Source organism: Amycolatopsis sp. cg9, from assembly GCF_041346945.1.
Taxonomy (GTDB): domain Bacteria; phylum Actinomycetota; class Actinomycetes; order Mycobacteriales; family Pseudonocardiaceae; genus Amycolatopsis.
This window is the reverse complement of sequence record NZ_CP166850.1, coordinates 6,097,212-6,121,743: the sequence shown is the minus strand read 5'-3', so window position 1 is coordinate 6,121,743 and position 24,532 is coordinate 6,097,212. Positions and strand designations below refer to the sequence as shown.

Below are 24,532 nucleotides of genomic sequence, written 5' to 3'. Positions count from 1 at the left end.
CGACCCCCGACGAATCACGCAGCCGGTTCGATGCGCGAATCATGAGCCAAACAGGTGAGATCGACCTTTTCGGCCGCACTCACCGTGGGCGCGGTTTCACTCCCCCGCGCTCGCGTTGGCCCGGTCGATCGCCGCCATGTTCTCCTCCGCCCACGTTCGCAGCGCGGCGAGCGGGACCTCGAGCGACAGGCCCAGCTCGGTCAGGCGGTAGTGCACCTTCGGCGGCACGGTCGGCTCCACCCGGCGCGCGACCAAGCCGTCGCGGACGAGGCTCTGGAGGGTCGCCGAGAGCATCTTCTGCGAGACGCCCGGCATCCTGCGTTGCAGCTCCGCGAACCGCACCTCGGCCGGCGCGGCTTCGGCCAGGACCTTGACCGCCATCGACGTCCACTTCGTACCGATGCGGTCGAGGAGCTTGCGGGTCGGGCAGGCGGGGTCGAAGAGGTCGCCGCGCCTGCCTTTCGGTGAGGGGGTCACCTGGAGCTCACCACCTGTCGGGGAAGTGCCGTCTTGGCCCGGTCTCGCCGGTTACTTACGCTCAGCTGGTAACCAATGGTAACCAATTCCGGGAGGTCACGTGCGCGAGCGGCGGGTCAAGGCGAACGGCATCGAGGTGAACGTGGCCGTCGCCGGGGAGGGACCGGCTTTCCTGCTCCTGCACGGCTTCCCGCACACCTGGCGGCTGTGGACCGAAGTCGTCCCGCACCTCGCCCGGCGGTACCGGGTCATCGCGCCGGACCTGCGCGGGCTCGGGGCCAGCACCCGCGCCGGGCACGGCTACGACGCGGGCACCCTCGCGGACGACGCCGAAGCGCTCCTCGACGCGCTGGGCGCAGCGGACGCGACGGTCGCCGGCATCGACGCGGGCGCACCGCCCGCGTTCCTGCTCGCGATGCGGCGGCCCGCTCGGGTGCGGCGGCTCGTGCTCCTGGAGTCGCTGCTCGGGCGGCTGCCCGGCGCCGAGGACTTCCTCGCCGGCGGGCCGCCGTGGTGGTTCGGGTTCCACGGCGTCCCCGGGCTCGGCGAGACGGTGCTCGCGGGGCACGAGGCCGAGTACGTCGACTGGTTCCTCGACGCCGGCACCCTGGGGCGCGGCGTGCCGCCCGCGATCCGGGACCACTTCACGGCGGCCTACACCGGACGTGAGGCGCTGCGGTGCGCTTTCGGCCACTACCGCGCCATGCCGGAAAGCGCGCGGCAGATCGCCGGCGCCGTCGCGGGCGGCCGGCTCACCGTGCCCACGACCGCGATCGGCGCGCACCCCGTGGGTGACGCCCTCGCGCGTCAGCTGCGCCCGGTGGCCGACGACCTCACGGAGCACCTGATCGAGGACTGCGGGCACATCGTCCCGCTGGACCGCCCCGACGCCCTCCTCCCGCTCCTGCTCGGCTGACCGGCGTCAGCCGAGGCCCTGCTGCGACAGCCAGTCCTTCGCCACGTCCGCGGCCTTCTCACCGTCCGAGTCGACGCGCTTGTTCAGGTCGCGCATCCCTTCCGTGGTCAGCTTCGCGCTCACGGCGTCGACCGCCGCCGCGAAGTCGGCGCCGCGTTCGTCGAGGACCTTCTTGTTCACCGCCGGGACCACGTTCTCGGTGGGGACCATGGCCAGGTCGTCCTTCAGCGCGACGTACTTCGGGTCGCCGGCCAGCGGGCTCACCGAGTCGACCGGGATCACCGTGACCGCACCGGAATCGAGCTGCTGCACGCGCGGGCCGAGCTCCTGGACCGTCTGGAACGTCGCGTTCGTCAGCTTGTACACGTCCGTGAAGCCCTTGAAGCACGTCGCGCGCTTCTCGCACTCCGGCCCGCCGGCGAGCACGACCTTGTCGAGCTTCTTCAGGTCGCCGATGGTCGCCAGGCCCTTCGACTGGGCCAGGTCCGCCTTCACGATGTAGGTGTTCTTGTCTTCGGCCGCGGCGTAGTCCAGCAGCGAGACGCCACTGGGTTCGAGCAGCTTCGCCAGCTGCTCGTGCTCGCCCTTCGCGTCCTTCACCGGCTCCTTGCCGAAGCCGGCGGCGATCGCGGAGCCCTGGTACTCCGGGATGAACTGCAGCTCGCCCGATTTCAGCGAGGGGTAGATCAGCTCCCGCGAGCCCAGGTTCAGCTTCTTCGTCACCGGGTAGCCCTTGGCTTCCAGCGCGCCCGCGTAGATCTCGGCCAGGATCTGGCTGTCGGTGAAGTTGAAGGACGCGACGACGATCGGCGCCCCGCCCTTGCCCGCCGCGGCGGGCTTGTCGTCCCCGCCGCCGCACGCTGTCAGGCCCAGAGCGGCCACCGCCACCAGCGCGGCCACTCGGATGTTCCGGGTCCAGCCCACGTCCCACACTCCTGTCGTCAAGATCGGACGGTCAGGACACTAACCAGCACCACCGACAGAAACCACATACTGGGATTCACCCGGCCAGGTGCTCACGCAGCGTCGAGCCCGCGTACTCGGTCCGGTACCGGCCCTTGGCCTGCAGGATCGGCACCACGTGGTCGACGAACGCGGTCAGCTCGTACGGCAGCGTCGATCCCATGATGGTGAACCCGTCGACGGCGCCGGCGTCCTGCCAGGTGAGCACGTGGTCGGCGAGCTGCTCCGGCGTGCCGACGAAGTGGACCTGCCCCGCTCCCCCGGTGATCCGCGCCGCAATCTCGCGCAGCGGGGCCTCGGGCCGCTCCCGCGCGGCCGCCGCGAGCTGCTGCAGGCGCGAAGAACCGCCGCCGGCCCGGAGCTCGGCGGGCAGCGGGGCGTCCGGGTCGAACGCGTCCGGGTCGAGACCCGCGGTGTACAACGCGTTCTGCCAGCGGAACTCCGGGCTGGCCAGCTCTTCCAGCCGCTGCGCACGCGCCTTCGCCTCGGCCTCGGTGCCGCCGAGGGTCACCATCAGCGCGGGCAGGACGCGCACCCGCGACGGGTCCCGGCCCGCCGCGACGACCTGGGCGCCCAGCTCGGCGCGGAACTTCACCGCCGCCTCGAGCGACGGCGGGCCGGAGAACACCAGCTCCGCGTACCGGGCCGCGAGCCCGATCCCGGCGGCCGACTGTCCCGCTTGGACGAGCACCGGCCACCCCTGCGGCGACCGCGGGAACGGCAGCACGCCCTCGACGTCGTAGAACTTGCCGTGGAACCGCGGCGCGTGCAGCTTGGCGCGGTCGGCCCAGACGCCCTGCTCGCGGTCGCCGACGATCGCGTCGGCGTCCCAGCTGTCCCACGCCCGCGTGACGACGTCGACGAACTCGTGCGCGCGCTCGTACCGGTCGGCGTGGTCGGGGTGGGCCCGCTCGCCGAAGTTCGCCGCGGCCAGCGGGGTGATCGTGGTGACGATGTTCCAGCCCGCGCGGCCGCCGCTGAGGTGGTCCAGCGTGGCGAACCGCCGGGCGAGCTCCCACGGCTTGTTGTAGGTCGTCGACCCGGTGCCGATCAGGCCGATCTTCTCGGTCACCGCGGCCAGCGCGGACAGCACCGCGATCGGGTCGAACTGCGTCTGCGGCAGGTGGGTCACGCGGTATTCGGCGATGGCGATGTTGTCGGCCAGGAAGATCGAGTCCATCAGACCGCGCTCGGCGGTCCGCGCGATGCCGGCGTAGTACGGCAGCCCGAGCACCCCGCGGACGTCGTCGCCGACCACGCGCCACGCGGACTCGTGGTAGCCGTTCGGCCAGATGAAAGCGTTGAAGTGCAGGGACTTCCCGGTCACAGCGCGGCTCCTTCGATCGTGCTCGCCGCGTCGGCGGCGGTGCGCCCGTGGACGGCCGGGCGGCCGCCGTACGGGTCGTGTTCTGTCCACAGTGTCGTCGGTGCCGCGGCGCGGACGACGGGCACGACCTCGGCGGCGAACCGTTCGAGCATGGCGAGCTGCTGCTCGTGCGGGATCATCGTGGGCAGGCTGAAGGACTGCAGGTCGTGCCCGTAGGCTTCGTGCCACCACAGGATCTTCTCGGTGATCTGCCGCGGGCTGCCGACCAGCACGGGGCCGCGCGCGATCGCGTCGTCGATGGTCGGGAACTCCATCGCGTTGCCCGGCGTGTGGTTCCCGGGCCGGTTGAAGAACTCGACGATCCGCTCGTAGGTCGGGCCGAAGGCCTCCCGCGCTTCCTGCGTGGTGTCGGCCAGGTACAGGAACCCGGCCCCGGCCCCGACGTAGGCGAAGCGCGGGTCGTGGCCGTGTTCGGCGTAGTGCTTGCGGTAGTGCTCGATCAGCACGGTGTAGTTGTCCCGCGGCTGGATCGCGTTCGCGGAGAAGAGCGGATCGCCCCAGCGGGCCGCCAGCTCGGCCGACGTCGCCGTCGTCGCCGACCCGTGCCAGACCCGGGGCGCCCCGGCGAACGGGCGCGGCAGGCTGGTCACCTCGTGCAGCGGAGAGCGGAACCGGCCGGTCCAGGTGACGTCCTCCTCGCGCCAGAGCCGCCGCAGCAGCTCGTACTTCTCCGCGAGCGCGTCCCACTGGTCGCCGTTGTCGATGCCGAACATCGGCAGCTGGCGCAGCTCGTTGCCCTTGCCGATCACCAGTTCCAGCCGGCCGCGGGACAGCTGGTCGACGGTGGCGTAGTCCTCCGCGACGCGCAGCGGGTCGTGGACCGACAGAACCGAGACGCCGGTCTGGATCCGGACGCGGCTCGTCGTCGCGGCGATCGCCCCCAGCAGCACGGTCACGCCGCTGCTCAGGAAGTGCCCGGCGTGGCGTTCGCCTAGTGCGACGGCGTCGAACCCGAACTCCTCGGCGTAGCGCGCCGAGGTGAGCGCCTGCGAGAAGCGCTCGTCGGTGCGGATCAGGCGGCCGGTCACCGGGTTCGTCAGGTGGGGCAGGATGTCCAGGACCTGGAATCTCATCGCGTTCCTCGCTCGCGCCGGGGGTACGCGGTCATCGTGCAGAAACCGGTCCGGCCGGCGGCGGGCGTTCCACCCTTCGGACGGCTCAGGCGCGCCGGAGCCCGTTGACCAGGAGCCGCACGAGGTGACGTGGGTCGTAGGCGGCGCCCGCGCCGGCGCACAGGCTGCCGACGCCGCGCATCAGCTCGTACGGGTCCTGGCCGGGGGCGATCTCGCCGGCGTCCGCGGCCGCGTCCAGCAGCTGCGCGCACACCGGGCCGAGGCGCTCCAGGAAGTAGGCGTGGAGCGGGTCGTAGCACGGTTCGTCGGACTGCAGCACCGACGCGAGGCCCTGCTTGGTGATGACGAAGCCGACGAACCGGTCGATCCACGCCGCGAGCGCCCGGTGCGGCCCCGGTTCGCTCGCGAGCAGCGCCGGGCCGGCCTCGGCCAGCGACTCCACCTGCAGCCGGTACACCGCGAGGATCAGGTCCGCGCGGGTCGGGTAGTGGCGGTAGATGGTCGCCGTCCCGACCCCGGCCCGGGCGGCGATCTCCCGGATCGGCGCTTCGACACCGGAGGTCACGAACACCGCGGCGGCGGCTTCCAGGACGTTCTCGGCGTTGCGCCGCGCGTCGGCACGCTTCACGCCCGCAGGCTACCGGCCCGCTCCCCGACGTCCAGCAGCAGCGCGGCGAGCCCCGCCGGCTCGGTGATCATGCAGTCGTGGCCGGCGGCCAGCTCCCGCACGTCCGCGGGCTCGCCGTTCGGCTGCACGGCGGGCACCGGACGCCGGTCGAACCCCTCGGGCTTGACGGTGCAGTGGATGTGGGTGCGCGGGATCGCGGCGAGGGCCGGGTTGTCCATGGCCACCGGCTCTTCGAGGCAGCGCAGCGACTGGTCGGACAACATGGTCCGCACCCAGGCCACGTCCCCGGGATCGGTCACGCCGAACAGCCCGAACGGCGCGGGCAGCTCGGGCAGCGGCGGCACGCGCCAGCCGTTCCCGAGCATGCTGCGGGTGACCGGCATGACGTCGAGGGCGTTCTCCCCGTCGGTGGGCACCATCGCGTCGAGGTAGACCAGCCGCGCGACGCGCTCGGGCACCTGGTTGGCCACGGCGGAGATCACCAGCCCGGCGTAGCTGTGCCCGACCAGGACGACGTCGTGCAGATCGGCCTCGACCAGCAGCCGCACGACGTCGGCGGTGTGCGTACCGAGCCCGACGTCCGGGCCGAGCAGGTGCGCGGTCTCGCCGTAGCCGGTCAGCGTCGGGGTGAAGACCCGGCGCCCGCTCGCCGCCAGCCGCGGCACCACCCGCGCCCAGCACTGCCCGGTGTGCCAGGCACCGTGGACCAGCACGTACGTCGTCGTCATGAGCGATCACCCTTCAAGTGGGACACTGTCCCGGTTACTATATGGGACAGTGTCCCGGTTAACCGAGCGGGCCCGAAATCTGGGCATCCCACCAGACTTCGCGCCCGGCGCTGGGCCGGGCCCGCCCGCGGGCGGTTCACTGGGCTCCCCCGCGGGTGCGGGCGGAGAAGGGCGGAACCGGGCGCAATGCGGATGGCCGAGCTCAGCGCGGAAACCGGTGTTCCGGTCGCGACCGTCAAGTACTACCTGCGCGAGGGCCTGCTGCCCGCGGGCCGCCGGGTCGGGCCCAACCAGGCGCAGTACACCCCCGAGCACGTCAAGCGGCTGCGGCTCGTCTGCGCGTTGCGCGAGATCGGCGGGCTTTCCCTGGCCGAGGTGGCCGACGTGCTCGGGGCGCTCGACGCCGGCCGCGCGGCGCGGGTCGTGCTCGGCGTCGCGCAGGACGGCCGGGTCACCGTCCGGCCGGTTTCCCCGCCGGCGCGGGCGTGGGCGCTCGGACGCGTCGGCGAACTGCTCGGCGCGCCGGCGGACGACACCGATCCCGCCGTGGCGAACCTGGTCACCGTGCTGGCCGTCTGCCACGGCCTCGGGCACGACGCCGTCTCCGGGAAGCTCGCCGAGTACGCCGCCCTCGCCCGCGAGGTCGCCGCCGTCGACGCGGCCCTGATCGACGACGTCGGCCCGGCCCGGCGCCCCGCCGAGACCGCGCTCATCACCACCCTGCTCGGCGAACGGCTCTTCGCCGGGCTGCGGCACTTCGCGCTCGTCGACGCGCTGGGCACGGCCCCGGCCGAAGCCTGACCCCCGGGCCCCCGCGCCGGTGGATGCGCCCCAATGTGGCGTTGGTTGCGTCTGACGCACCGAACGCCACATTGGGTGCATCCGGGCTCGCACCACCTAGCCCGGCAGACCCGCCCCGGCGCCGGCCCGCTCAGCGCCTCCGGATCAGCGGCGCGCGGCCCGCGTACTCCGCCGCCTCGCCCAGGTCCTCCTCGATCCGCAGCAGCTGGTTGTACTTCGCCGTGCGGTCGGCCCGGGAAAGCGAGCCCGTCTTGATCTGGCCGCAGTCCACCGCGACCGACAGGTCGGCGATCGTCGTGTCCTCGGTCTCACCCGACCGGTGCGACAGCACGACGCCGTACCCGGCGCGCGAGGCCACTTCGACCGCGTCGAGCGTCTCGGTCAGCGTGCCGATCTGGTTGACCTTGACCAGGATCGCGTTGGCCACGCCCTGCTCGATCCCCTCGGACAGCAGCGCCACGTTGGTGCAGAAGACGTCGTCGCCGACGAGCTGGATCTCCTCCCCCAGCGCCCGGGTCACCAGCTGCCACCCGGCCAGGTCGTCCTCCGCCATGGCGTCCTCGATGGACGCGATCGGGTACCGGGCGACCAGGTCGCGCAGGTAGCCGGCGTGCTCGGACGCCGAGCGCTTCACGCCTTCGCCGCGGTAGTGGTAGACCCCGTCCTCGTAGAACTCCGAAGCCGCCAGGTCCAGCATCAGCGCCACGTCGTCGCCGGGCACGTACCCGGCCCGCTCGATCGCCCGCACCACGAAGTCCAGCGCCTGCTCGGCCGTGTCGAGCTGGGGCGCGAAGCCGCCCTCGTCCCCGACGTTCGTGTTGTGGCCCGCTTCGCGCAGGATCCCCCGCAGCGTGTGGAAGACCTCGGCCCCGACCCGGACCGCTTCGGCGAAGCTGGACGCGCCGACCGGCGCGATCATGAACTCCTGGAAGTCGATGCCGTTGTCGGCGTGCGCACCGCCGTTGACGATGTTCATCATCGGCGTCGGCAGCCGGTACGTGCCCTCGCCGCCCAGGTGGCGGTACAGCGGCAGCACGTGCGCCTGCGCGGCCGCCTTCGCCACCGCCAGCGACACCCCGAGGATCGCGTTCGCGCCGAGGCGCGCCTTGTTCGGCGTGCCGTCCAGCTCGCACAGCACCCGGTCCACCTCGACCTGCGACCGCGAGTCGAGACCCACGACCGCCGCGGCCACCTCGCCGTTCACCGCGGCGACGGCCTTCCGGACCCCCTTGCCCAGGAACCGGCCCGGATCGCCGTCCCGCAGCTCGACGGCCTCGCGCGTGCCCGTCGACGCCCCCGAGGGCACCGCCGCACGCCCGAACGACCCGTCGGCCAGCTCGACGTCGACCTCGACGGTCGGGTTGCCGCGGCTGTCCAGGATCTCCCGGCCGGTGACTTGGACGATGGCAGTCATTTCGCTCCTCAGCGCACGACGAGGTCGCACTTCGGGTTCAGGGAAGGGCCGGCGGGACGAACACGGCACGGGCGGGACGACGTCGTCACCTGCCACCGGCCGGACCGGTACCACCGTTCTACCGGGCCGCCACTGGGGAAAACCCCAGCATCGCGCCGCTAGCGTTCCGCCGGAACCCACCCCGAGTCCGAAGTGGAGCGCAGCATGCCCATCGCCACCCCCGAGGTCTACCGCGAGATGCTCGACCGCGCCAAGGATGGCGAGTTCGCCTACCCCGCCATCAACGTGACCTCGTCCGAGACCGTGAACGCCGCCATCCGCGGGTTCGCCGAGGCGGAGAGCGACGGCATCATCCAGTTCTCCACCGGCGGCGCCGAATTCGCCTCCGGCCAGAAGGTCAAGGACATGGTCACCGGCGCGACCGCGCTGGCCGAGTTCGCCCAGGTCGTCGCCGCGCGCTACGACGTCAACGTCGCGCTGCACACCGACCACTGCCCCAAGGACAAGCTCGACGGCTTCGTCCGCCCGCTCATCGAGATCTCCGCCGAGCGCGTCAAGAACGGCCAGAACCCGCTCTTCCAGTCCCACATGTGGGACGGCTCCGCCATCGACCTCGACGAAAACCTCGAGATCGCCACCGAGCTGCTGGCCAAGACCGCGGCCGCGCACATCATCCTCGAGGTCGAGATCGGCGTCGTCGGCGGCGAAGAAGACGGCGTCGAAGCCGAAATCAACGAAAAGCTCTACACCGCCGAAGGCGACTTCCTCAAGACCATCGACGCCCTCGGCGCCGGGGAGAAGGGCCGCTACCTGCTCGCGGCGACCTTCGGCAACGTCCACGGCGTGTACAAGCCGGGCAACGTCAAGCTCCGCCCCGACGTGCTCAAGGGCGGCCAGGAAGCCGCGGCGAAGAAGCTCGGCCTCGACGCCGGGTCGAAGCCGTTCGAGCTGGTCTTCCACGGCGGCTCCGGCTCGCTGCCGGAGGAAATCCGCGAAGCGGTGTCCTACGGCGTGGTGAAGATGAACGTCGACACCGACACCCAGTACGCGTTCACCCGCCCGATCGTGGACCACTTCTTCAAGAACTACGACGGCGTCCTGAAGATCGACGGCGAGGTCGGCAACAAGAAGGTCTACGACCCCCGCTCGTACCTCAAGGCCGCCGAGACCGGCATGGCGGCCCGGATCGTCGAAGCCTGCGAAGCGCTCGGGTCGGCCGGCACCCGGCTGAAGTAACCGATTTTCACGCTTCCCGGAGGATCCGGGTGATTTCCCCCGGATCCTCCGACGCGCGCAGGACGTCCAGGTGCGTCGGGTGGACGAGCAGCGCGGTGAGCCGGCAGAGGATTTCTACGTGCTCGGCGGCCGACGCGGCGATCGCGATGCACAGCGAAACCCGTTCGCCGTCCCACGGCACGGGAACGGTGAACCGGGTGAACGCCAGCCCCGGATTCACCAGCAGGTAGTCGTGGACGTGCAAAGCGTGCGGAACGGCGATCCCGTGCCCGAGGTAGGTCGACGCACGGCGTTCCCGCGCGTGCAGCGAGTCACGGTATCCCGTGTGGACGGAGCCGGAGCCTTCGAGGGAATTCCCGATGTGCGCCAAGGCTTCCCAGCGGGTGGCCGCCCGGACGCCGAGCTCCACCGAGCGCACGGACAAGGGCAGCGCTTTTTCGTTCGTCACTGGTTGGTTCTTCCCTGGGGATGCGGAGAAAAGACGGCCTGGTCACGTCGTCGTGCGCGCTCACGGTACGCCACGCGAACGCGATCCGGGGAAAACCCGGTCGCGCGTCACACCATTCGAAAGAATTACGCGAAAATACTTCGAATTCATTACACGGCGGCATTGTCAAGCTTTTCCGGCGAAGTCCGGGGAAATCCGGGTTCCGCGGCCGGCGGGGCCCGGTGCCGCGCGCGTCCGGCCGATGGGCCAGGCTGGGAACGCCGGAACGGGCTCCGGCGATCGCGCGCGGACGGGAGAACTGTGGCTGTTCGGAGTGGTGTGCGGGGATCACGACGGCCGGATCTGGCGGGCCGGGACTGGGAACTGCGGGTGCTCACCGACCGGGCGCGCGCCGCCGCCCTCGGCGAAGGGCAGGCGGTGCTGCTGCGCGGGCCCGCCGGGATCGGGAAGACCGGGCTGCTCGCCGCCGCGCTCGACGAGCTGGACCGGACCGCCGCCACCGTGCTCACCGTGACCTGCGCCGACACCGGCTCCGGGGCCTACGAAGCGGTCCGGGCGCTGTTCGGTCCACTGTGGCCGCGCGGCGACGCCGGCGAGGCCGGCCTGCTCACCGGCAGCGCCCGGTTCGCCCTGCCCGCGCTCGTCCCGGACCGCGCCGACGGCACCGCCGACACCTACTCGGTCATGCACGGCCTCTACTGGCTGGTGGCCGGCCTGGCCGCCCGCGGCCCGGTCGTCCTCGCGGTCGACGACGTCCAGTGGTGCGACGAGACTTCCCTGCGGTGGCTCGGCTTCCTGCTGCGCCGGGCCGAAGACCTGCCGGTGCTGGTGCTGATGACCCAGCGCACCGGGTCCGACGGGCCGGGCCCGGCGGTGCTCGCCGAGCTCGGCACGGCCGCGAACTGCCTCGCGGTCGACCTCGCGCCGCTGGCCGCCGGCGCGGTCGCCGACGTCCTGGCGGCCGGGTTCGGCGCGGCCCCGGACCCCGAGTTCGTCCGCCACGCGGTCGACATCACCGGTGGCAACCCGTTCCTGCTCGACCGCGTGGTCGGCGCGCTGCGCGACCGCGTGCCGCCGGACGCCGGGCACGTCGGCGAACTCGAGGAGCTCGGCCGGGAAGCCGTGGTCCGCCCGCTGCTGGACCGGCTGTCCCCGGACGCGCTGGCCGTCGCGCGCGCGATCGCGGTGCTGGGCGGTGAAGAGCTGGAGACGATCGCCGCGCTCGCCGGCACCCGGCCCGGGCCGGCGCGCCACGCCGTGCAGGCGCTGCGCGACGGCGAGCTGCTCGAACCGGACCGGCTGGACTACGCCCACGACCTGATCCGCGCGGCGGCGCTGAACACCGCGGAGCCGGCCGAGCTGGCCCGGCTGCGCGAGCGCGCGGCCACGCTGCTCAACGACAGCGGCCGCTCCAGCGAGGAGGTCGCCGTCCACCTGCTGGTGCTCGACGGGCCGCCGCAGCCGTGGATGGTCACCGTGCTGCGGGAAGCGGCCGCGGCGGCCGAGAGCCGGGGCGCCCCCGCGGCGGCCGCGCGGTACCTGGAGCAGGTGCTGCGGGCCCACGCCGACGACGTCGCCGTGCTCGTCCACCTGTCCCGGGTGCTCGGGCAGACCGACCCGGCGGGGTCGCTGCGGCACCTGGAGCGCGCACTCGGGCTCGTGGCCGACCCGCGGCGGCGGGTGCCGATCGTCATGCAGTACGTCATGGTTTCGCTGGGCGCGCAGAACTCCCGGCGGTCCTACGCGCTGGCGACGGAGGTGGCCGACGCGCTGGACGCGGTGGCCGGTCCCGACCCCTCCCCCGCCGACCGGGCGCTGCGGATGGTCGGCCAGTCGGCGCTGCTGCTGTCCGGGCTGGACGAGAAAGCCACGGTCGCCCAGGTCGGGGCGAGGCTGCGCGACGTCGTCCCGCCGCCGGGCGACACCGCCGAGGAGCGCGAGCTGCTCGGCATGCTCTCGTCGCTGGGCACGCTGCAGGGCCGTCCCGCCGCCGAAGTCGTCGCCCAGGCCGCCCAGGTGCTGCGCATCGGCGACGTCGCCCCGGGCGGCTGGGCCGTGCTCGGCGCCGTGCTCACCCTCTACCTCGCCGACCGGCCCGAGCCCGCGCTGGCGGCGCTCGGCGGCGTGCTCGACCACGCGCAGCGCCGCGGCCAGGGGTGGACCTACGTCCTCGGCGCGACCACGCGCGCGCTCGTCCACCAGTTCTGCGGCAACCTCACCGACGCGCTGGCGGACGCGCAGTACTCGTTCGACGTCATCACGCAGGAGCGCTGGGCACCCGGCACGGCGATGCCGCAGACCGTGCTGGGCTCGCTGCTGGTGCGCCAGGGCGACCCGGCCGGGGCGGAGGCGGCGCTGGCCGCGATCGTGCGGCCCCGGCTCGAGCACTTCACGCTCGAGTACCACTGGTACCTGATCGCGAAGGCCCGCGCCCGGGCCGCCTCCGGTGCTGCCGAAGGCGCGCTCGCCGTGCTGCGCAAATGCGGGGAAAGCCTGGCGGGCAACGGGATCGGCAACCCCGTGCTGGCGCCGTGGTGGTACGAGTCGGCGGAGCTGCTGGCCGGGCTCGGCCGGACCGCCGAGGGCGAGGCGGTGCTCGACGGCGTCGAACCCGCGGTCCGCCGCTGGGGCACCAACCGGGCGCTGGGCATGCTCGAGACGTCGCGCGGGGTGCTCGCCGCCGGCGACGCGGCGATCGAGCGGCTGCGCGACGCGGCCGAGCTCCTGGCGGATTCGCCCGCGAAGATCGAGCAGGCGAAGGCCGAATACCACCTCGGCAGGCGGCTGCTGGCGCGCGGCGACGCCGAGGGCGCGCGGGAACGGCTGCGCCGGTCGATCGACCTTTCCGTGCTGAGCCGGGACAAGCAGCAGCTCGGGCTTTCGCTGCCGGCGCTGGCCGAGGCGGGCGGCCGGATGCGCCACGGCACCGATTCGCCGTCGGACGCCTTGAGCGGCAGCGAGCGGCGGGTGGCCGAGCGGGCCGCGGAGGGCGCGACCAACCGGGAGATCGCCGAGTCGTTGTTCATCACCCAGCGCACGGTCGAGGTGCACCTGACGAGCGTCTACCGGAAGCTCGGCATCGGCGGCCGCGCCGAACTGGCGGAAGCGTTGCGCGACCACTGAGTCACGGTCGGTCGCGGTTTGCCCGCCTGTCCCCGGGAATCCTGGCCGCGCGGGCAGAGCTCCGGGCTCCGGCGCCCGGCCCGGTGTAGTGGCCGCCGAGGCGGCTTAGGCTGCCCTCGGCCCGGGTCGACGTCGACCGGCCGCCGGAGGAGGTCGTCCCGTGCGCGAACCGCGTCTCGTCGGCCGGGAACGCGCGATGAGCGTGCTCGACGACCTGGTCGCGGGACTGTCGCGGGGGCGCGGGGCGACGACGGGGATCTCGGGCGCGGCGGGAACCGGGCGGACGGCGCTGCTGTCACGGGTGCTCGCCGCGGCACCGGGCGCGTCGGCTTCGTGCGTCCCGGACGGAGTCCCGTTCGGAGCGGTGACCCAGCTCGCGGCGGCACTGGTGCCCCCGGCGGAGTTCGGCGACCTGGTGAGCGCGTGCCTCGACGAGCGCGAGCGCGCGGCCGGGCGGCTGTGCGACGCGTTCGCCGGGCTTGCCGCGGAACGGGCGCTGGTGCTGGCCGTCGACGACTTGCAGTGGGCGGACGAGTGGTCGCTGCGGTGGTTCGCGGAGATGTCCGGGCGGACTGGCGACGTGCCGGTGCTGCTGGTCGCGACCGCGTACGAGCCGTTCGCCGAAGGGATTCCGTTGGCACCGCTGACGCCGGCGGAGACGGCGACGCTGGTGCGGCGGGTGCTGGGCGAGCTGCCGGCCGAGGTGGAGACGGCGGTGCTCGACGTCGTCCGGGGGCGCCCGGCGGTGCTGCACGAGCTGGCCGCCCAGTGGGCGACGGGGTCGGAGGATGCGGGCCCGCGGTGGGATTCGGTAGGGGCGGGCACCGGGCGGGTTGTGACTCCGGCGGGGCCGGCCGAGCGCCAGGCGGCGGCCACCTGGTCGGGGCAGCACGAGGTCACCAGGCCTGCGGGGCCGCACGACATCGCCGCACAGCCGGAGGTGGCCGGGCCGGCCGTGACTTCAGCCGCGCCGTGGACCGCGGCTGCCGGGCGAGCGGTGAATCAGCCGGGTGCGCGGTGGGATCCGGTGAGGGCGGCTGCTGCTGGGTGGGCCGTGCCGGGTGGGCGGTGGGATCCGGCGCGGGTGGCGGCTGCCGGGCGGGCGGTGGTCTCGGCGCGGGCGGCCCGGATCCGCCGGGGGCTGCCCGCGGCGGCGCTGACCCTGTTGCGGGCGATGTCGGTTTCGGAGCGGCTGGACGTCGTCGCGGCGGTCGGGCTGGCCGAGGTGGCGGCGGCGGACGTGCCCGGTGCGTTGAGCGCGCTGGAGGCGAGTGGGCTGGTGGCGGACGGGCGTCCGGCGGAGCCGCACCTGGCGGCGGACGTGCTGGCGGAGCTGACCGAGCCGGAACGGGACGGGCTGTACCGGCGGGGCGCGGAACTGGCGCACCGCACCGGAGCGGGTGCGCTGGTCGCGGCGGAGCTGCTGCGCTCCGCACCGCCGGTCGGTGAGCCGTGGGCGCGGGCGGTGCTCGAGGAGGCGGCGGAGCAGTGGTCGGCCCAGGGCAACCCGGTGGCGGCGGCCGAGTCCCTGCGGCGCGCGCTGACCGAGCCCGCCGCCCCGGCCGAGCGAGCGGCGCTGCTGGTCCGCCTGGCTTCGGCGGTCGTCCGCCGCGAACCCGACCACGCCGACCGGCGCCTGGTCCAGGTCCTGGCGGAACCGGCACTGGCCACCCTCCCGGCAGCCGCCACGGCGGCGGACCTCCTCCTGGCTCGCGGCGACGCCGACACCGTGCACCGCCTGGTCGCGGAACCGGGCCGGGCGTCCACTGTGGACCCGACATTGGCCGCCCTGGGCCGGCTCGCCAGGGAGGAAGCCGCGGCCGACCCGGAAATGCCGGTCCCCCCACTGCCCGGCCCCGATCCGGCCGGCCTCGACACCATCGGCCCGGACACAGCTCGCCCGGACGCATTCGGGCCAGGCACAGCCCACCCCGCCACTGCCCGCCCGGGCACAGCCGGACCGGACACGACCGGCCCAGCCGCAACCCACCCGGACACAGCTCGCCCGGACGCATTCGGGCCAGGCACAGCCCACCCCGCCACTGCCCGCCCGGGCACAGCCGGACCGGACACGACCGGCCCAGCCGCGGCCGGTTCGGGTGCAGTCGGCCAGGGCACAGCTGCTCCGGACACAGGCCGCCCAGCCGAAGCCACCAACACGACCGGCCCGGCCGCAGCCGGCAAAGGCGAGCACTCCGCCCCCTTCGGCTTGCCCCGCCAAAACCAGGCAGCACTCGACCCGGACACCCTCGGCACCCAAAACCCCGCCGCCGCCGGGATTGCCGCCTTTCGGCTTGCCGTGCGCGGGGAACAGCGGGGGGCCGTGCTCGACCTCGCCGCTCGTGCTCTCGTCGTGCGAGAAGAGGCGCCGCTCATGCCGCGGATCGCCGCCTGCCGGGCCTTGCTCTGGGCTGGGGCTCTGGTCGATGCCGTCGAGGGGTTGACCGTCCTTGTCTCCGCCGCGCGGCGGCGGGATGCCCGGGCCGCTGCCGCTCAGGCGCTCGTGCACCGGGCTGCCGCCGCGCTGCGGGATGATCGTGCCGAAGAGGCGCTGCGCGATCTCGCTGCCGCTGATCGGGAGCTGCCCGTACGGTGCTGGCACCCCCTTGCCGTGCCCGTGCGGGCCGCCGTCGAAATCACCGCGCAGTTGCGGCTCGGGCGGCTCGAACACGCGCGGCACCTCGGCGCCGAGCCGCTGCCGCGGGGTGGTGACCACGGGGCGGCCGCCGCGTTCCTGCGGCACGCCGAGGCGGAACTCGCCCTCGCCGAAGACGACCCGGCCGCCGCGCTCCACGCGGCCCTCGAGTGCGGCCGCGTCCTGCGCTCGCGCGGGTGGGTCAACCCGATGGTCGCCCTCTGGCGCACGACCGCGAGCCTCGCGCTGCGCCGGCTCGGGGACCACGGGGCCGCCGCCGCGCTGGCCGCCGAAGAGCTGGCCCTCGCCGAACGGTGGGGTACGGCCGCCGCGCTCGAAGCGCTGCGGGACCGGGGCGCCGCCGGGAGCCGACGGGCCGTTCCCGCGCCGCGGCGGCCCGCCGATCCGCTGCCCGCGCCGCGGTTCCCGGTGCCCCGCCCCGACGCGCTCTCCCCGGCCGAACGCGACGTCGCCGAGCTCGCGGCCCGCGGGCTCGCCAACCGCGAGATCGCCCGGGAGCTGTCGATCGCGCTGCGGACCGTCGAACTGCGGCTGACCAAGGTGTACCGCAAGCTCGGGCTCAAGGGCCGGGCGGCGCTCGCCGACCACTGGCCCACCCGGACGCCGGGAGGCTGACGCGGGTGCTGTTCGAACGCGAACCGCAGGAAGCCGCCCTGGCCGGCGCGCTGCGGACGGACGGCGGGGTCGTCGCGGTGCGCGGGGAAACCGGGACCGGCCGCACGGCGCTGCTGCGGCTGCTCGGCCGCCTCGCCACCCGCCGGGGCGCGCGGGTGCTGCGGGCGGGCGGGGCGGCCGCCGAGCGGGACTTCCCCTTCGGCGTCGTGCGGCAGCTCGTCCTGCCGCTGCACGGCGATCCGTGCGAAGCCGCGCTGCCGCCGCTCGCCGGGAAGCTGCTCCGGTGCGCGGCCGGCACGTCCTGCGCCGATGCCGTGCCGCTGCTCCACGGCCTGCACGTCCTGCTGCTTTCACTGGCCGCCCACGAGCCGGTCGTGGTGCTGGTCGACGACCTGCGCTGGGCCGACGAACCTTCGGTGCGGGCCTTGGCTTTCCTCGCCGGACGGCTGCGCGGGACGCGGGTGCTGCTCGCCGTGGTGCTGCCGGACGCACCGCGCGCACCGGCGCTGCCGGAGATCGAACGGAGCGCCGGGACCGGGGTGCGGGCGCGGCCGCTGTCCCCGGACGGCACGCGCCGGGTGGCCGCCGCCCGGATCGGCGGCGGGACCGACCCGGCGTTCGCGGCGGCCTGCCACGAGCTCACCGGCGGGCGGCCGAAGGAGCTCGACGAGCTGCTGTCCCGCGCGTTCGCCCACCGGCTGGGCGGCCGGGCCGCGGACTGCGTGCCGCTGCGCGAACTCGGCGCCGCCGTGCGCCGGGAACGGCTGCGGCTGCTGGTCCGGCGGGAGCCGGAGGTCGAGGCACTCGCGCGGGCGGTCGTGACGCTCGGCCGGCACGCGGAACCCGAGCTGGTCGCGCGGCTGGCCGGGCTGGACGCGGCGGCGTGCGCCGAAGCCGGTTCCCTGCTCGGGGAGGCGTGGCTGAGCACCGCCGTCGACGGGCGGCTGGTCCCCGAACCCGCGCTGGTGCGGGTGGTCGAGGAGACGCGCAGCGCGGCCGACGCCGCCGACGCGCACCGGGCGGCGGCGGCTTTGCTGACCGCGCAGGGGTTTCCGCCCGAGCACGTCGCCGCGCAGCTGCTCAGCGTCGACACCCTCCGCGGCCGCGAAGACGTCGCGACGCTGCGCACCGCGGCCGTCGCCGCCCAGCGCCGGGGTGCCCCGGACCTGGCCGCGCGCTACCTGCGACGGGCGCTGCTGGACGTGCCGCCCGGCGATCCCGGCCGGGCCCGGCTGCTCACCGAACTGGCCGCCGCCGAACCCGATCCGCGCGCGGCCGTGCGGTACCTGGTGCAGGCCGCGCCGCTGCTGCCCGCGGGCCGGGAGCGGGCCGACGCGGTCGCCCGGATCCCGCTCACCGCCGCCGCGCGCGGGCCGCTGGTGACCGAGCTGGTCCGGACGGCGACCGCCGCGGACGACCCCGGCCTGGCGCCGCGCCTGGAAGCCCGGGACTGGTTCGCCGCGCTCGAAGAGCCGGGCCGGAAGGCCGCGGCGGCGCGGCGGCTGCGGCAGCTGACCGGGCCGCCGCGGAACGCCGGCGAGCGGGAACTGCGCGCGGTGCTGCTCCTGGCCGCCACCCTCGGCGGGCACGTCACCGCCGGCGAAGCCGCCCGCCACGCCGGCGTCCTGCTGGACCACGAGCCGGCGCGGACCGTCCGGGCCGGCACCGCGCTGCGGATCGTCCCGCTGGTCCTGATCGCCGCCGGCCGCCCGGACGCCGTCGCGCCGTGGCTGGCGTCGGCGGGCGGGCCGCGGGCCACGACGGCGACGCGCGTGCTCGTCGACGTCCACCAGGCGCTGGCACTGCTTTCGCGCGGCCGGTTCGCCGAAGCCGCGGAGCCGGCGGAACGGGCGTTCCGCGCGGCCGAGCCGGGTGGCTACGACGTGCTGGCGCTGCCGGCCACGACCCTGGCGCTGGTCGCGGACTCCGCGCGCCGCCGCGACCTGGCCCGGCACGTGCTCGGCGGCCTGCCCGACACCGACGACCTCGCGGTGTTCGCGGTCCGGCGCGGCCTGCGCGGGATGCTGGCCGCGCGCGAGGACCCGGACGCGGCGCTGGCGCAGTTCCTCGACCGCGGCCGCGTGCTGGACCGGGCGGGCTGGCGCAACCCGGCGATCTACGCGTGGCGCGGGTCGGCGGCGCTGCTGGCCCGGCGGCTCGGCCGGACCGGCCAGGCGCGGCAGCTCGCCGAGGAGCACCACCGCCACTCCGTCGCGTGGGGTGCGCCCACGACCGTCGGGCGGTCGCTGCGAGTGCTCGCCGCGCTGGCCGACCGGCCGCGCGCGGCCGAGCTGCTGCGGGAGGCCGTCGAGCTGCTGGACGGTGCGCCGGACGAGCTCGAAGCGGCCAAGGCGTGCGCCGACCTCGGCACGTGCCTGCGCGAGACGGAACCCGCGGCGGCGCGGCGGTTGCTGGCCCGCGCGCGGGAGCTGGCCGAAAGCTGCGGCGCGGGCCGGCTGGAAGCCCGCGAGGACGGCACGTTCGGCCACGCGGAGCTGCCCCGGGCCACCGCGGAGCTGACCGCGGGCGAGGCGACCGTGGCGCGCCTGGCGGCGGGCGGGCGGACGAACACCGAGATCGCCGTCGAGCTCGGCATCAGCCGCCGGGCGGTCGAGAAGCACCTGACGAGCCTGTACCGCAAGCTGAAGATCGACGGCCGGGCCCAGCTGGCGTCGGTGCTGGGCACCCGCTCCACAATGGGCTGAAGGGGGCTTCCCGCGCGGGAAGCCCCCGCCGGCTCACGGCCGGCCGTGGTCCGCCACCAGGGCGAAGCGGACCGCCGCCACCGCCGCGCGGGTCGCCGAAAGGGCCTCCCGCAACGCCTGCTCCGACGTCCGCGCGCCGCCGGCGTCGAGGACCAGGCCGCCGAGCAGCTCCGTCGCGTCCCGGCACTGGTGGTACGCCTCGGCCACCGCGTCGGCGGTCACGGTCGCCGTCATGCCGGGGCGACCGTGAAGTACCGCAGGTTCCACAGTTCCTGCAGCTCGGCGGCCACCGCCGGGGTCAGCTCCGGTGCCAGGTCGCCGATCCGGGTGCGGCCGTCGAGGCGGGTCAGCAGCTCGTGGGTCTCCGGGCGCACCGTGAGCTCGGGGCCGCCCGGGTAGTCGAGGTACACCTGGTGCACCGTCTCCGGGGCGGCGTCACCGTCGGCGCGGGCCGTCGTGCGCAGCCGCGTCACCGGGCGGAACGAGAAGACCAGCTCGGCCAGCGCCGCGGTCCGGTCGAGGCCCGGGCGGACGACGAAGTCGCCGACCACCAGGTAGTCCAGGTCGGTGGTGAGGAACGTGGTCACCGCGTCGGCCACGGTCTGCACGATCGGCTCGGCGTTGTTGTTGAACGACGTGTTGAGCACCACCGGCGTGCCGGTCACCCGCCCGAATTCCTCGATGAGCGCGTGGAAGCGCGGGTTCGCGTCCGCTTCGACGACCTGGACCCGCGCGGTGCCGTCGACGTGGGTGACCGCGCCGAGCTCTTCACGGCGTTCGGGTCGCACCTGGAGCGCGAAGGACATGAAGTCGAAGTTCCCGCGCGTCTCGGGGATCTCGAAGTACCCGGAGGCGGCTTCGGCGGTCACCGACGGCGCGAACGGCCGGTAGCTCTCGCGCTTCTTGACGATCGCGTTGATCCGCGTCTGGTTCTCCTTCGGCCGCGGGTCGGCGAGGATGCTGCGGTACCCGAGCGCGCGCGGCCCGAACTCCGACGCGCCCTGCACCCAGCCGAGCACCGCGCCCTCGGCGAGCTGCCCCGCCGACCACGTCGTGACGTCGTCGCGCGCCTCGAACTCGACCACGCCCGACCACGCCTTCAGCGCGGTCTCGATCTCCGCCGCCGTCCCGACGTCCGGGCCGAGGTCCGCGCGCCGCAACCGGATCGGGGCGGGCAGGGAGCCGGTGAGCCGCTCGTGCGCGGCCAGTGCCGCGCCCTCCCCCGCGCCCGCGTCGTGCGACGCCGGGTGGACGAAGACCTCGTCGAACAGACCGCCGCGCAACAGTTTCCCGTTGAAGCTGCAGTTGTGCGCGACCCCGCCGCCGAAGGCCAGCTTGCGCAGCCCGGTTTCCTTCGCCCAGTGCGCCAGCACGTGGGTCAGGATCTTCTCCAGCGCCTCCTGCAGTGCGGCGGCGAAGTTCTTGTGGTCCTGGGTGAACTCCTCGCCCTTGCGCCGCAGGGCCAGCGCCGGGTCGGCGTAGAAGTCCTGCATGTAGTGGTAGCCCGCGGGGCGGAAGGTGAAGTAGAACTGGCCTTCCGGCAGCAGGCCGTAGAGGCTTTCCAGCTGCGGGCGGAGCACGCTCGGGTCGCCGTAGGGCGCCAGGCCCATCACCTTGTACTCGTCGCCGACGCCGTACCCGAGCCGCCAGGTGCCGAGGCTGTAGAGCAGGCCGAGGCTGAACATCGCCGGGACCTGTGCGAGGACTTCGAGCTTGCCGCCGACCGCTTTGTAGACGCTGGTGGACTCCCAGTCGCCGCGGCCGTCGGCGACCAGCACGAGCGCGTCGTCGAAGCCCGAGCGGGTGTAGGTCGAGAGGGCGTGGCTGTAGTGGTGGTTGAAGAACAGCAGCTTTTCGTCGGGCAGCCGCCAGCCGAGGTCTTTCGCGAAGCGTTCCTTGATCAATTCCCGGGAATAGCGCGCCGGGACGCGCGGATTGCGCATGTAGAGCTCGTTGAGGGTGCTGTCGGCGAAGTCCTCGGTGACGTAGAACCCGACCGCGTCGACCTCCTCGGGTCTCACGTCCGCCTTCGCCAGGCACGCGCGCACGGCTCTGGCCGGGAACTTCGTGGTCTGCTTGATCCGGTTGAGTCGCTCCTCCTCGACCGCGGCGACCAGTTCGCCGTCCCGGATCAAGCTCGCGGAGGAGTCGTGGAACGAATACTCCTCGACCCGGGCGATCTCTTCGCCTTCGGCCGAGAAGTTGCCGTTTATTCCCAGAATCAGCATCGCGGTTCGCCAATCTTTTTCCTAAGGACTGGGACGATTGGCGAAGCGTAGGCAACGCGGACTGGGGTTTTCCCGCGAGAATCCGTGATCGGCTTGCGGTCAGTCGCCGGCTCCCAGCTTTTCGTCCAGCAGCGCGAACATCTCGTCGTCGCTGGCCTCGTCGAAGTCGAAGCCGCCGTCGACGTCCTCGCGGCCGCTCCACGCACCGCGCACCCGCTCCAGGCGCGCGGTGATCTCCTCGTGCGCGCCGGGGTCGATCGCGGTGTCCCGCAACGCCTGCTCCAGCCGGGCCAGGTCGGCCAGGATCGCCTGCTCCGGCTTCACGTCCGGGGCGAGCAGCTCGGCCAGGTGCCGGGCGAGGTCGCGCGGGGTCGGCTGGTCGAACGCCAGCGTCGCCGGCAGCGCGAGGCCGGTCACCGCCGTCAGGCGCCGGCGCAGCTCGACCGCGGTCAGCGAGTCGAAGCCCAGCTCCGTGAACGCCTGGTCCGGCCCGACGCTGTCCCGGTCGTCGTGTTCGAGCACGACCGCGACGGCGTCGGCGACCACGTCCAGCAGCAGCTCGATCCGCTCGGCCGCGCCGAGCCCGGCCAGCCGGGGCGCGAGGTCCGGCCCGGCCGCCGCCGGGCGGGCGGTGGCCCGCCGGGGCGGAACGAGGGTGTGCAGCACCGGCGGGACGTCGTCGAGGGCGCGCAGCGCGGGCAGGTCGAGGTGCACCGGCACCACGACGGGATCCGCGCCCGCGCGGACGGCGTCGAACGCGGCCAGGCCGTCGTCGGCGGCGAGGAGCCCGACGCCCGCGCGGGCCAGCCGCCGGATCTCCGCTTCGGGCAGGGCCGCCGTCATGCCGGTCTCGGCCGTCCACGGTCCCCAGGCCAGCGACACCGCGGGCAGGCCACGGCGCTGCCGGTGGACGGCGAGCGCGTCGAGGACCGCGTTCGCGGCCGCGTAGTTCGCCTGCCCGGCCCCGCCGAACGTGCCCGCCAGGGACGAGAACAGCACGAACCCGGCGAGGTCGCGCCCGGCCGTCAGCTCGTGCAGGTGCCGGGCACCGTCGGCTTTCGGCCGCAGCACGGTGTCGAACCGCTCCGGCGTGAGCGCGCCGACGACGCCGTCGTCGAGGACGCCGGCCGCGTGCACCACGGCGGTGAGGTCGAGGCCGTCGAGCAGCGCCGCGACCGCCGCGCGATCACCGACGTCGCACGCCCGCACGTCGGCTCGGGCGCCGAGCTCCGCCAGGTCGTCGAGGAGGCCGGGTTCGGCCCGGCCGGACCGGCCGGCCAGGACCAGGTGCCGGTGCCCGTCGGCGGCGAGGCGGCGGGCGACCAGCGCGCCGAGGCCGCTCGTGCCCCCGGTGACGAGCACCGCGCGGTCGCGGTCCCACCCGGTACCGGGCTCGCCCGGCGTGACCCGGCCGACCCGCGCGGCCGACACCACTCCGTCCACAATGGACAGTTCGGGCTCGCCGCTGCCGAGGAAGTCCCGCGGGGCCAGGGATCCGTCGGAGTCGACGAGCACGAACCGGTCCGGGTTCTCCTGCCGCGCGGAGCGCACCAGGCCCCAGACGGCGGCCGCGGCGAGGTCTTCGCCGTCGAGCGCACCCCGCGTCCGCACGACCAGCTTCGCCGGGCCGAAGCGCGCGTCGGCCAGCCACGCTTGCACGAGCGCCAGCACTTCGGCGGTCAGGGCGCGGATGTCGGCTCCGGCCGGGACGGCCACCTCGGCGAACCCGGGCACCACGGCCAGTTCGGCCAGCGCGCGGGCCGGGTCGGCGAGCGCGTACCCGGGCGCCGTGACGACGTCGGCGGGCGCGGCGGCGATCGGTGTCCAGTTCAGCCGGTAGAGGTGCGCGGCACGCGGCTGCCCGGCTTCGCGGACGGTGAGGCCCTCGACCGACGCCACCGGCGCGCCGGCCGCGTCGGCGATCGCCAGCGCGATCGTGTCCGGCCCCGCCGGGGCCAGCCGGACGCGCAGGTCGGTCGCGCCGGGCCGGTGCACCGCCACCCCGCGCCAGGTGAACGGCAGCGCGGGCGGGCCGTCGGGGTCGGCCACCAGCTGGGCGTGCAGGACGGCGTCGAGCAGTGCCGGGTGCAGGCCGAAGCCCTCGGCGTCGGCGATGCGGACCTCGGCGAACAGCTCATCGCCGTGCCGCCACAGCGCCTTCAGGCCCTGGAACGCCGGGCCGTAGGCGAAGCCGCGCTCGGCCAGTCCTTCGTAGGCGCCGTCCAGCGCGACCGGGACCGCGGCCACCGGCGGCCAGTCCCCGGCTTCGAAGTCCGCCGGCGGGACGTCCGGGGTGACGGCGCCGGTCGCGTGCCGGGTCCACGCCCCGTCGTCGCCGCGGGAGTGGATCTCCACCGGGCGGTGGCCGTCGGCGCCGGGCGCGCCGAGGGAAACCTGCACGGTGACCCCGCCGGTGAGGATCAGCGGCGCCAGCAGGGTCAGGTCGCCGACGCGCGCGCAGCCCGCCTCGGCGCCGGCGTGGCGGGCCAGGTCGAGGAACGCCGTGCCGGGCACGAGGGTCGTCCCGAAGACGGTGTGGTCGGCCAGCCACGGCTGGGTGGCCGCCGACAGGCGGCCGGTGCTGACCAGTGTGCCGGTTCCGGCCACCTCGACGGCCGCGCCGAGCACCGGGTGCCCGCCGCGCGGGTCGCCGGCCGGGCGGGCCGGTGGCCAGAACCGCCGGTGCTCGAACGGGTAGGCGGGCAGGTCGGCGCGCGGCCCGTCGGTGGTCCAGTCGACGTCGAGCCCGGAGACGTGCAGGCGGGCCAGCGCGGTGAGGAACGTCCGCTCCTCGGCGCGGTCGCGGCGGGCAACCGGCACGACGACCGCGTCCGGCACGTCGACCAGGCCCGCCAGCACCGCGTCCGGGCCGACCTCGACGAACCGGGTCGCCCCGGCGAGCCGGTCCAGGGCATCGGCGAACCGGACGGTGTCGCGCACGTGCCGGACCCAGTGCGCCGGGTCGGTGACGTCGCCCGAAGCGAGCACCGGGATCTTCGGTTCGGCGAAGGTGAGCCCGGCGACGACTTCGCCGAACTCCGCCAGCATCGGGTCCATCAGCAGCGAGTGGAACGCGTGCGAGACGCGCAGCCGCCGCTGCTCGCCGAACTTGTCCGCGACCGCGGTGACGGCCT

At 74.5% G+C, this 24,532-nt stretch carries 17 protein-coding genes (1 of these 17 running past the window's edge); 6 read left to right on the top strand and 11 right to left on the bottom strand.

Translation table 11 applies throughout. The features are described 5' to 3' along the window. Window positions 1–96: 96 nt before the first annotated feature. Complete coding sequence (locus AB5J73_RS28480) at window positions 97–477, bottom strand: winged helix-turn-helix transcriptional regulator (protein WP_370961734.1); 381 nt, start codon at window positions 475–477, stop codon at window positions 97–99. A gap of 100 nt (window positions 478–577) precedes the next feature. Between AB5J73_RS28480 and AB5J73_RS28475 the strand changes: the two genes are divergently transcribed. Further along, the gene (locus AB5J73_RS28475) at window positions 578–1,393 is read left to right on the top strand and encodes an alpha/beta fold hydrolase (RefSeq protein ID WP_370961733.1); all 816 of its coding nucleotides are present in this window, start codon (window positions 578–580) and stop codon (window positions 1,391–1,393) included. A 6-nt stretch (window positions 1,394–1,399) separates the two neighbouring features. Here the strand turns inward: AB5J73_RS28475 and AB5J73_RS28470 are convergent, their stop codons facing one another. The 5 genes from AB5J73_RS28470 to AB5J73_RS28450 form a co-directional block, all read right to left on the bottom strand. Beyond that, window positions 1,400–2,317: an ABC transporter substrate-binding protein gene (locus AB5J73_RS28470; RefSeq protein WP_370973369.1), complete on the bottom strand. Its 918-nt coding sequence runs from the start codon at window positions 2,315–2,317 to the stop codon at window positions 1,400–1,402. A gap of 76 nt (window positions 2,318–2,393) precedes the next feature. Continuing rightward, window positions 2,394–3,683: an NtaA/DmoA family FMN-dependent monooxygenase gene (locus tag AB5J73_RS28465; RefSeq protein ID WP_370961732.1), complete on the bottom strand. Its 1,290-nt coding sequence runs from the start codon at window positions 3,681–3,683 to the stop codon at window positions 2,394–2,396. Next, a complete protein-coding gene (locus tag AB5J73_RS28460) occupies window positions 3,680–4,816 on the bottom strand; it encodes an LLM class flavin-dependent oxidoreductase (RefSeq protein WP_370961731.1) in 1,137 nt (378 codons plus the stop codon). The genes AB5J73_RS28465 and AB5J73_RS28460 overlap by 4 nt, the downstream gene beginning before the upstream one ends. An 85-nt stretch (window positions 4,817–4,901) precedes the next feature. Further along, window positions 4,902–5,444, bottom strand: coding sequence for a TetR/AcrR family transcriptional regulator (locus AB5J73_RS28455; protein ID WP_370961730.1), 543 nt, complete (start codon window positions 5,442–5,444; stop codon window positions 4,902–4,904). Next, window positions 5,441–6,172, bottom strand: coding sequence for an alpha/beta hydrolase (locus AB5J73_RS28450; RefSeq protein ID WP_370961729.1), 732 nt, complete (start codon window positions 6,170–6,172; stop codon window positions 5,441–5,443). The genes AB5J73_RS28455 and AB5J73_RS28450 overlap by 4 nt, the downstream gene beginning before the upstream one ends. A gap of 192 nt (window positions 6,173–6,364) precedes the next feature. Between AB5J73_RS28450 and AB5J73_RS28445 the strand changes: the two genes are divergently transcribed. Next, the gene (locus tag AB5J73_RS28445) at window positions 6,365–6,973 is read left to right on the top strand and encodes a MerR family transcriptional regulator (protein WP_370961728.1); all 609 of its coding nucleotides are present in this window, start codon (window positions 6,365–6,367) and stop codon (window positions 6,971–6,973) included. Window positions 6,974–7,103: 130 nt separating this feature from the next. Here the strand turns inward: AB5J73_RS28445 and eno are convergent, their stop codons facing one another. Next, a complete protein-coding gene (gene eno, locus AB5J73_RS28440) occupies window positions 7,104–8,387 on the bottom strand; it encodes a phosphopyruvate hydratase (protein ID WP_370961727.1) in 1,284 nt (427 codons plus the stop codon). A 204-nt stretch (window positions 8,388–8,591) separates the two neighbouring features. Here eno and fbaA point away from each other — a divergent pair, with 204 nt between their 5' ends. After that, entirely contained in the window at window positions 8,592–9,623 is a 1,032-nt protein-coding gene (gene fbaA, locus AB5J73_RS28435) for a class II fructose-bisphosphate aldolase (RefSeq protein WP_370961726.1), read from the top strand. A 7-nt stretch (window positions 9,624–9,630) separates the two neighbouring features. Here the strand turns inward: fbaA and AB5J73_RS28430 are convergent, their stop codons facing one another. Continuing rightward, a complete protein-coding gene (locus AB5J73_RS28430; RefSeq protein WP_370961725.1) occupies window positions 9,631–10,071 on the bottom strand; it encodes a PTS sugar transporter subunit IIA in 441 nt (146 codons plus the stop codon). Window positions 10,072–10,389: 318 nt separating this feature from the next. Between AB5J73_RS28430 and AB5J73_RS28425 the strand changes: the two genes are divergently transcribed. From AB5J73_RS28425 to AB5J73_RS28415, 3 genes are all read left to right on the top strand, one after another. Then, entirely contained in the window at window positions 10,390–13,194 is a 2,805-nt protein-coding gene (locus AB5J73_RS28425) for an AAA family ATPase (protein ID WP_370961724.1), read from the top strand. A 160-nt stretch (window positions 13,195–13,354) separates the two neighbouring features. Beyond that, window positions 13,355–16,465: an AAA family ATPase gene (locus AB5J73_RS28420; protein WP_370961723.1), complete on the top strand. Its 3,111-nt coding sequence runs from the start codon at window positions 13,355–13,357 to the stop codon at window positions 16,463–16,465. A gap of 5 nt (window positions 16,466–16,470) precedes the next feature. After that, on the top strand, window positions 16,471–19,170 hold the full coding sequence (locus AB5J73_RS28415) for an AAA family ATPase (protein WP_370961722.1): 2,700 nt from the start codon (window positions 16,471–16,473) through the stop codon (window positions 19,168–19,170). A 33-nt stretch (window positions 19,171–19,203) separates the two neighbouring features. Here the strand turns inward: AB5J73_RS28415 and AB5J73_RS28410 are convergent, their stop codons facing one another. From AB5J73_RS28410 to AB5J73_RS28400, 3 genes are all read right to left on the bottom strand, one after another. Continuing rightward, window positions 19,204–19,404: a hypothetical protein gene (locus AB5J73_RS28410; RefSeq protein WP_370961721.1), complete on the bottom strand. Its 201-nt coding sequence runs from the start codon at window positions 19,402–19,404 to the stop codon at window positions 19,204–19,206. After that, window positions 19,401–21,398, bottom strand: a complete 1,998-nt coding sequence (locus AB5J73_RS28405) for a carbamoyltransferase (RefSeq protein WP_370961720.1) — start codon at window positions 21,396–21,398, stop codon at window positions 19,401–19,403. Before AB5J73_RS28405 ends, AB5J73_RS28410 begins: the two co-directional genes overlap by 4 nt. 99 nt (window positions 21,399–21,497) lie before the next feature. Further along, window positions 21,498–24,532, bottom strand: the 3' portion of a protein-coding gene (locus AB5J73_RS28400; RefSeq protein WP_370961719.1) for an SDR family NAD(P)-dependent oxidoreductase. Its footprint extends 24,073 nt past the window's final position; 3,035 of the gene's 27,108 nt are visible here — the last part of the coding sequence; its start codon lies off the right edge, out of view; the stop codon is at window positions 21,498–21,500.

Coding starts and splice junctions, on each gene's coding strand:
- AB5J73_RS28460 (WP_370961731.1), bottom strand. CDS start 4,816: ATGAGATTCCAGGTCCTGGACATCCTGCCCCACCTGACGAACCCGGTG.
- AB5J73_RS28450 (WP_370961729.1), bottom strand. CDS start 6,172: ATGACGACGACGTACGTGCTGGTCCACGGTGCCTGGCACACCGGGCAG.
- AB5J73_RS28445 (WP_370961728.1), top strand. CDS start 6,365: ATGGCCGAGCTCAGCGCGGAAACCGGTGTTCCGGTCGCGACCGTCAAG.
- eno (WP_370961727.1), bottom strand. CDS start 8,387: ATGACTGCCATCGTCCAAGTCACCGGCCGGGAGATCCTGGACAGCCGC.
- fbaA (WP_370961726.1), top strand. CDS start 8,592: ATGCCCATCGCCACCCCCGAGGTCTACCGCGAGATGCTCGACCGCGCC.
- AB5J73_RS28410 (WP_370961721.1), bottom strand. CDS start 19,404: ATGACGGCGACCGTGACCGCCGACGCGGTGGCCGAGGCGTACCACCAG.
- AB5J73_RS28405 (WP_370961720.1), bottom strand. CDS start 21,398: ATGCTGATTCTGGGAATAAACGGCAACTTCTCGGCCGAAGGCGAAGAG.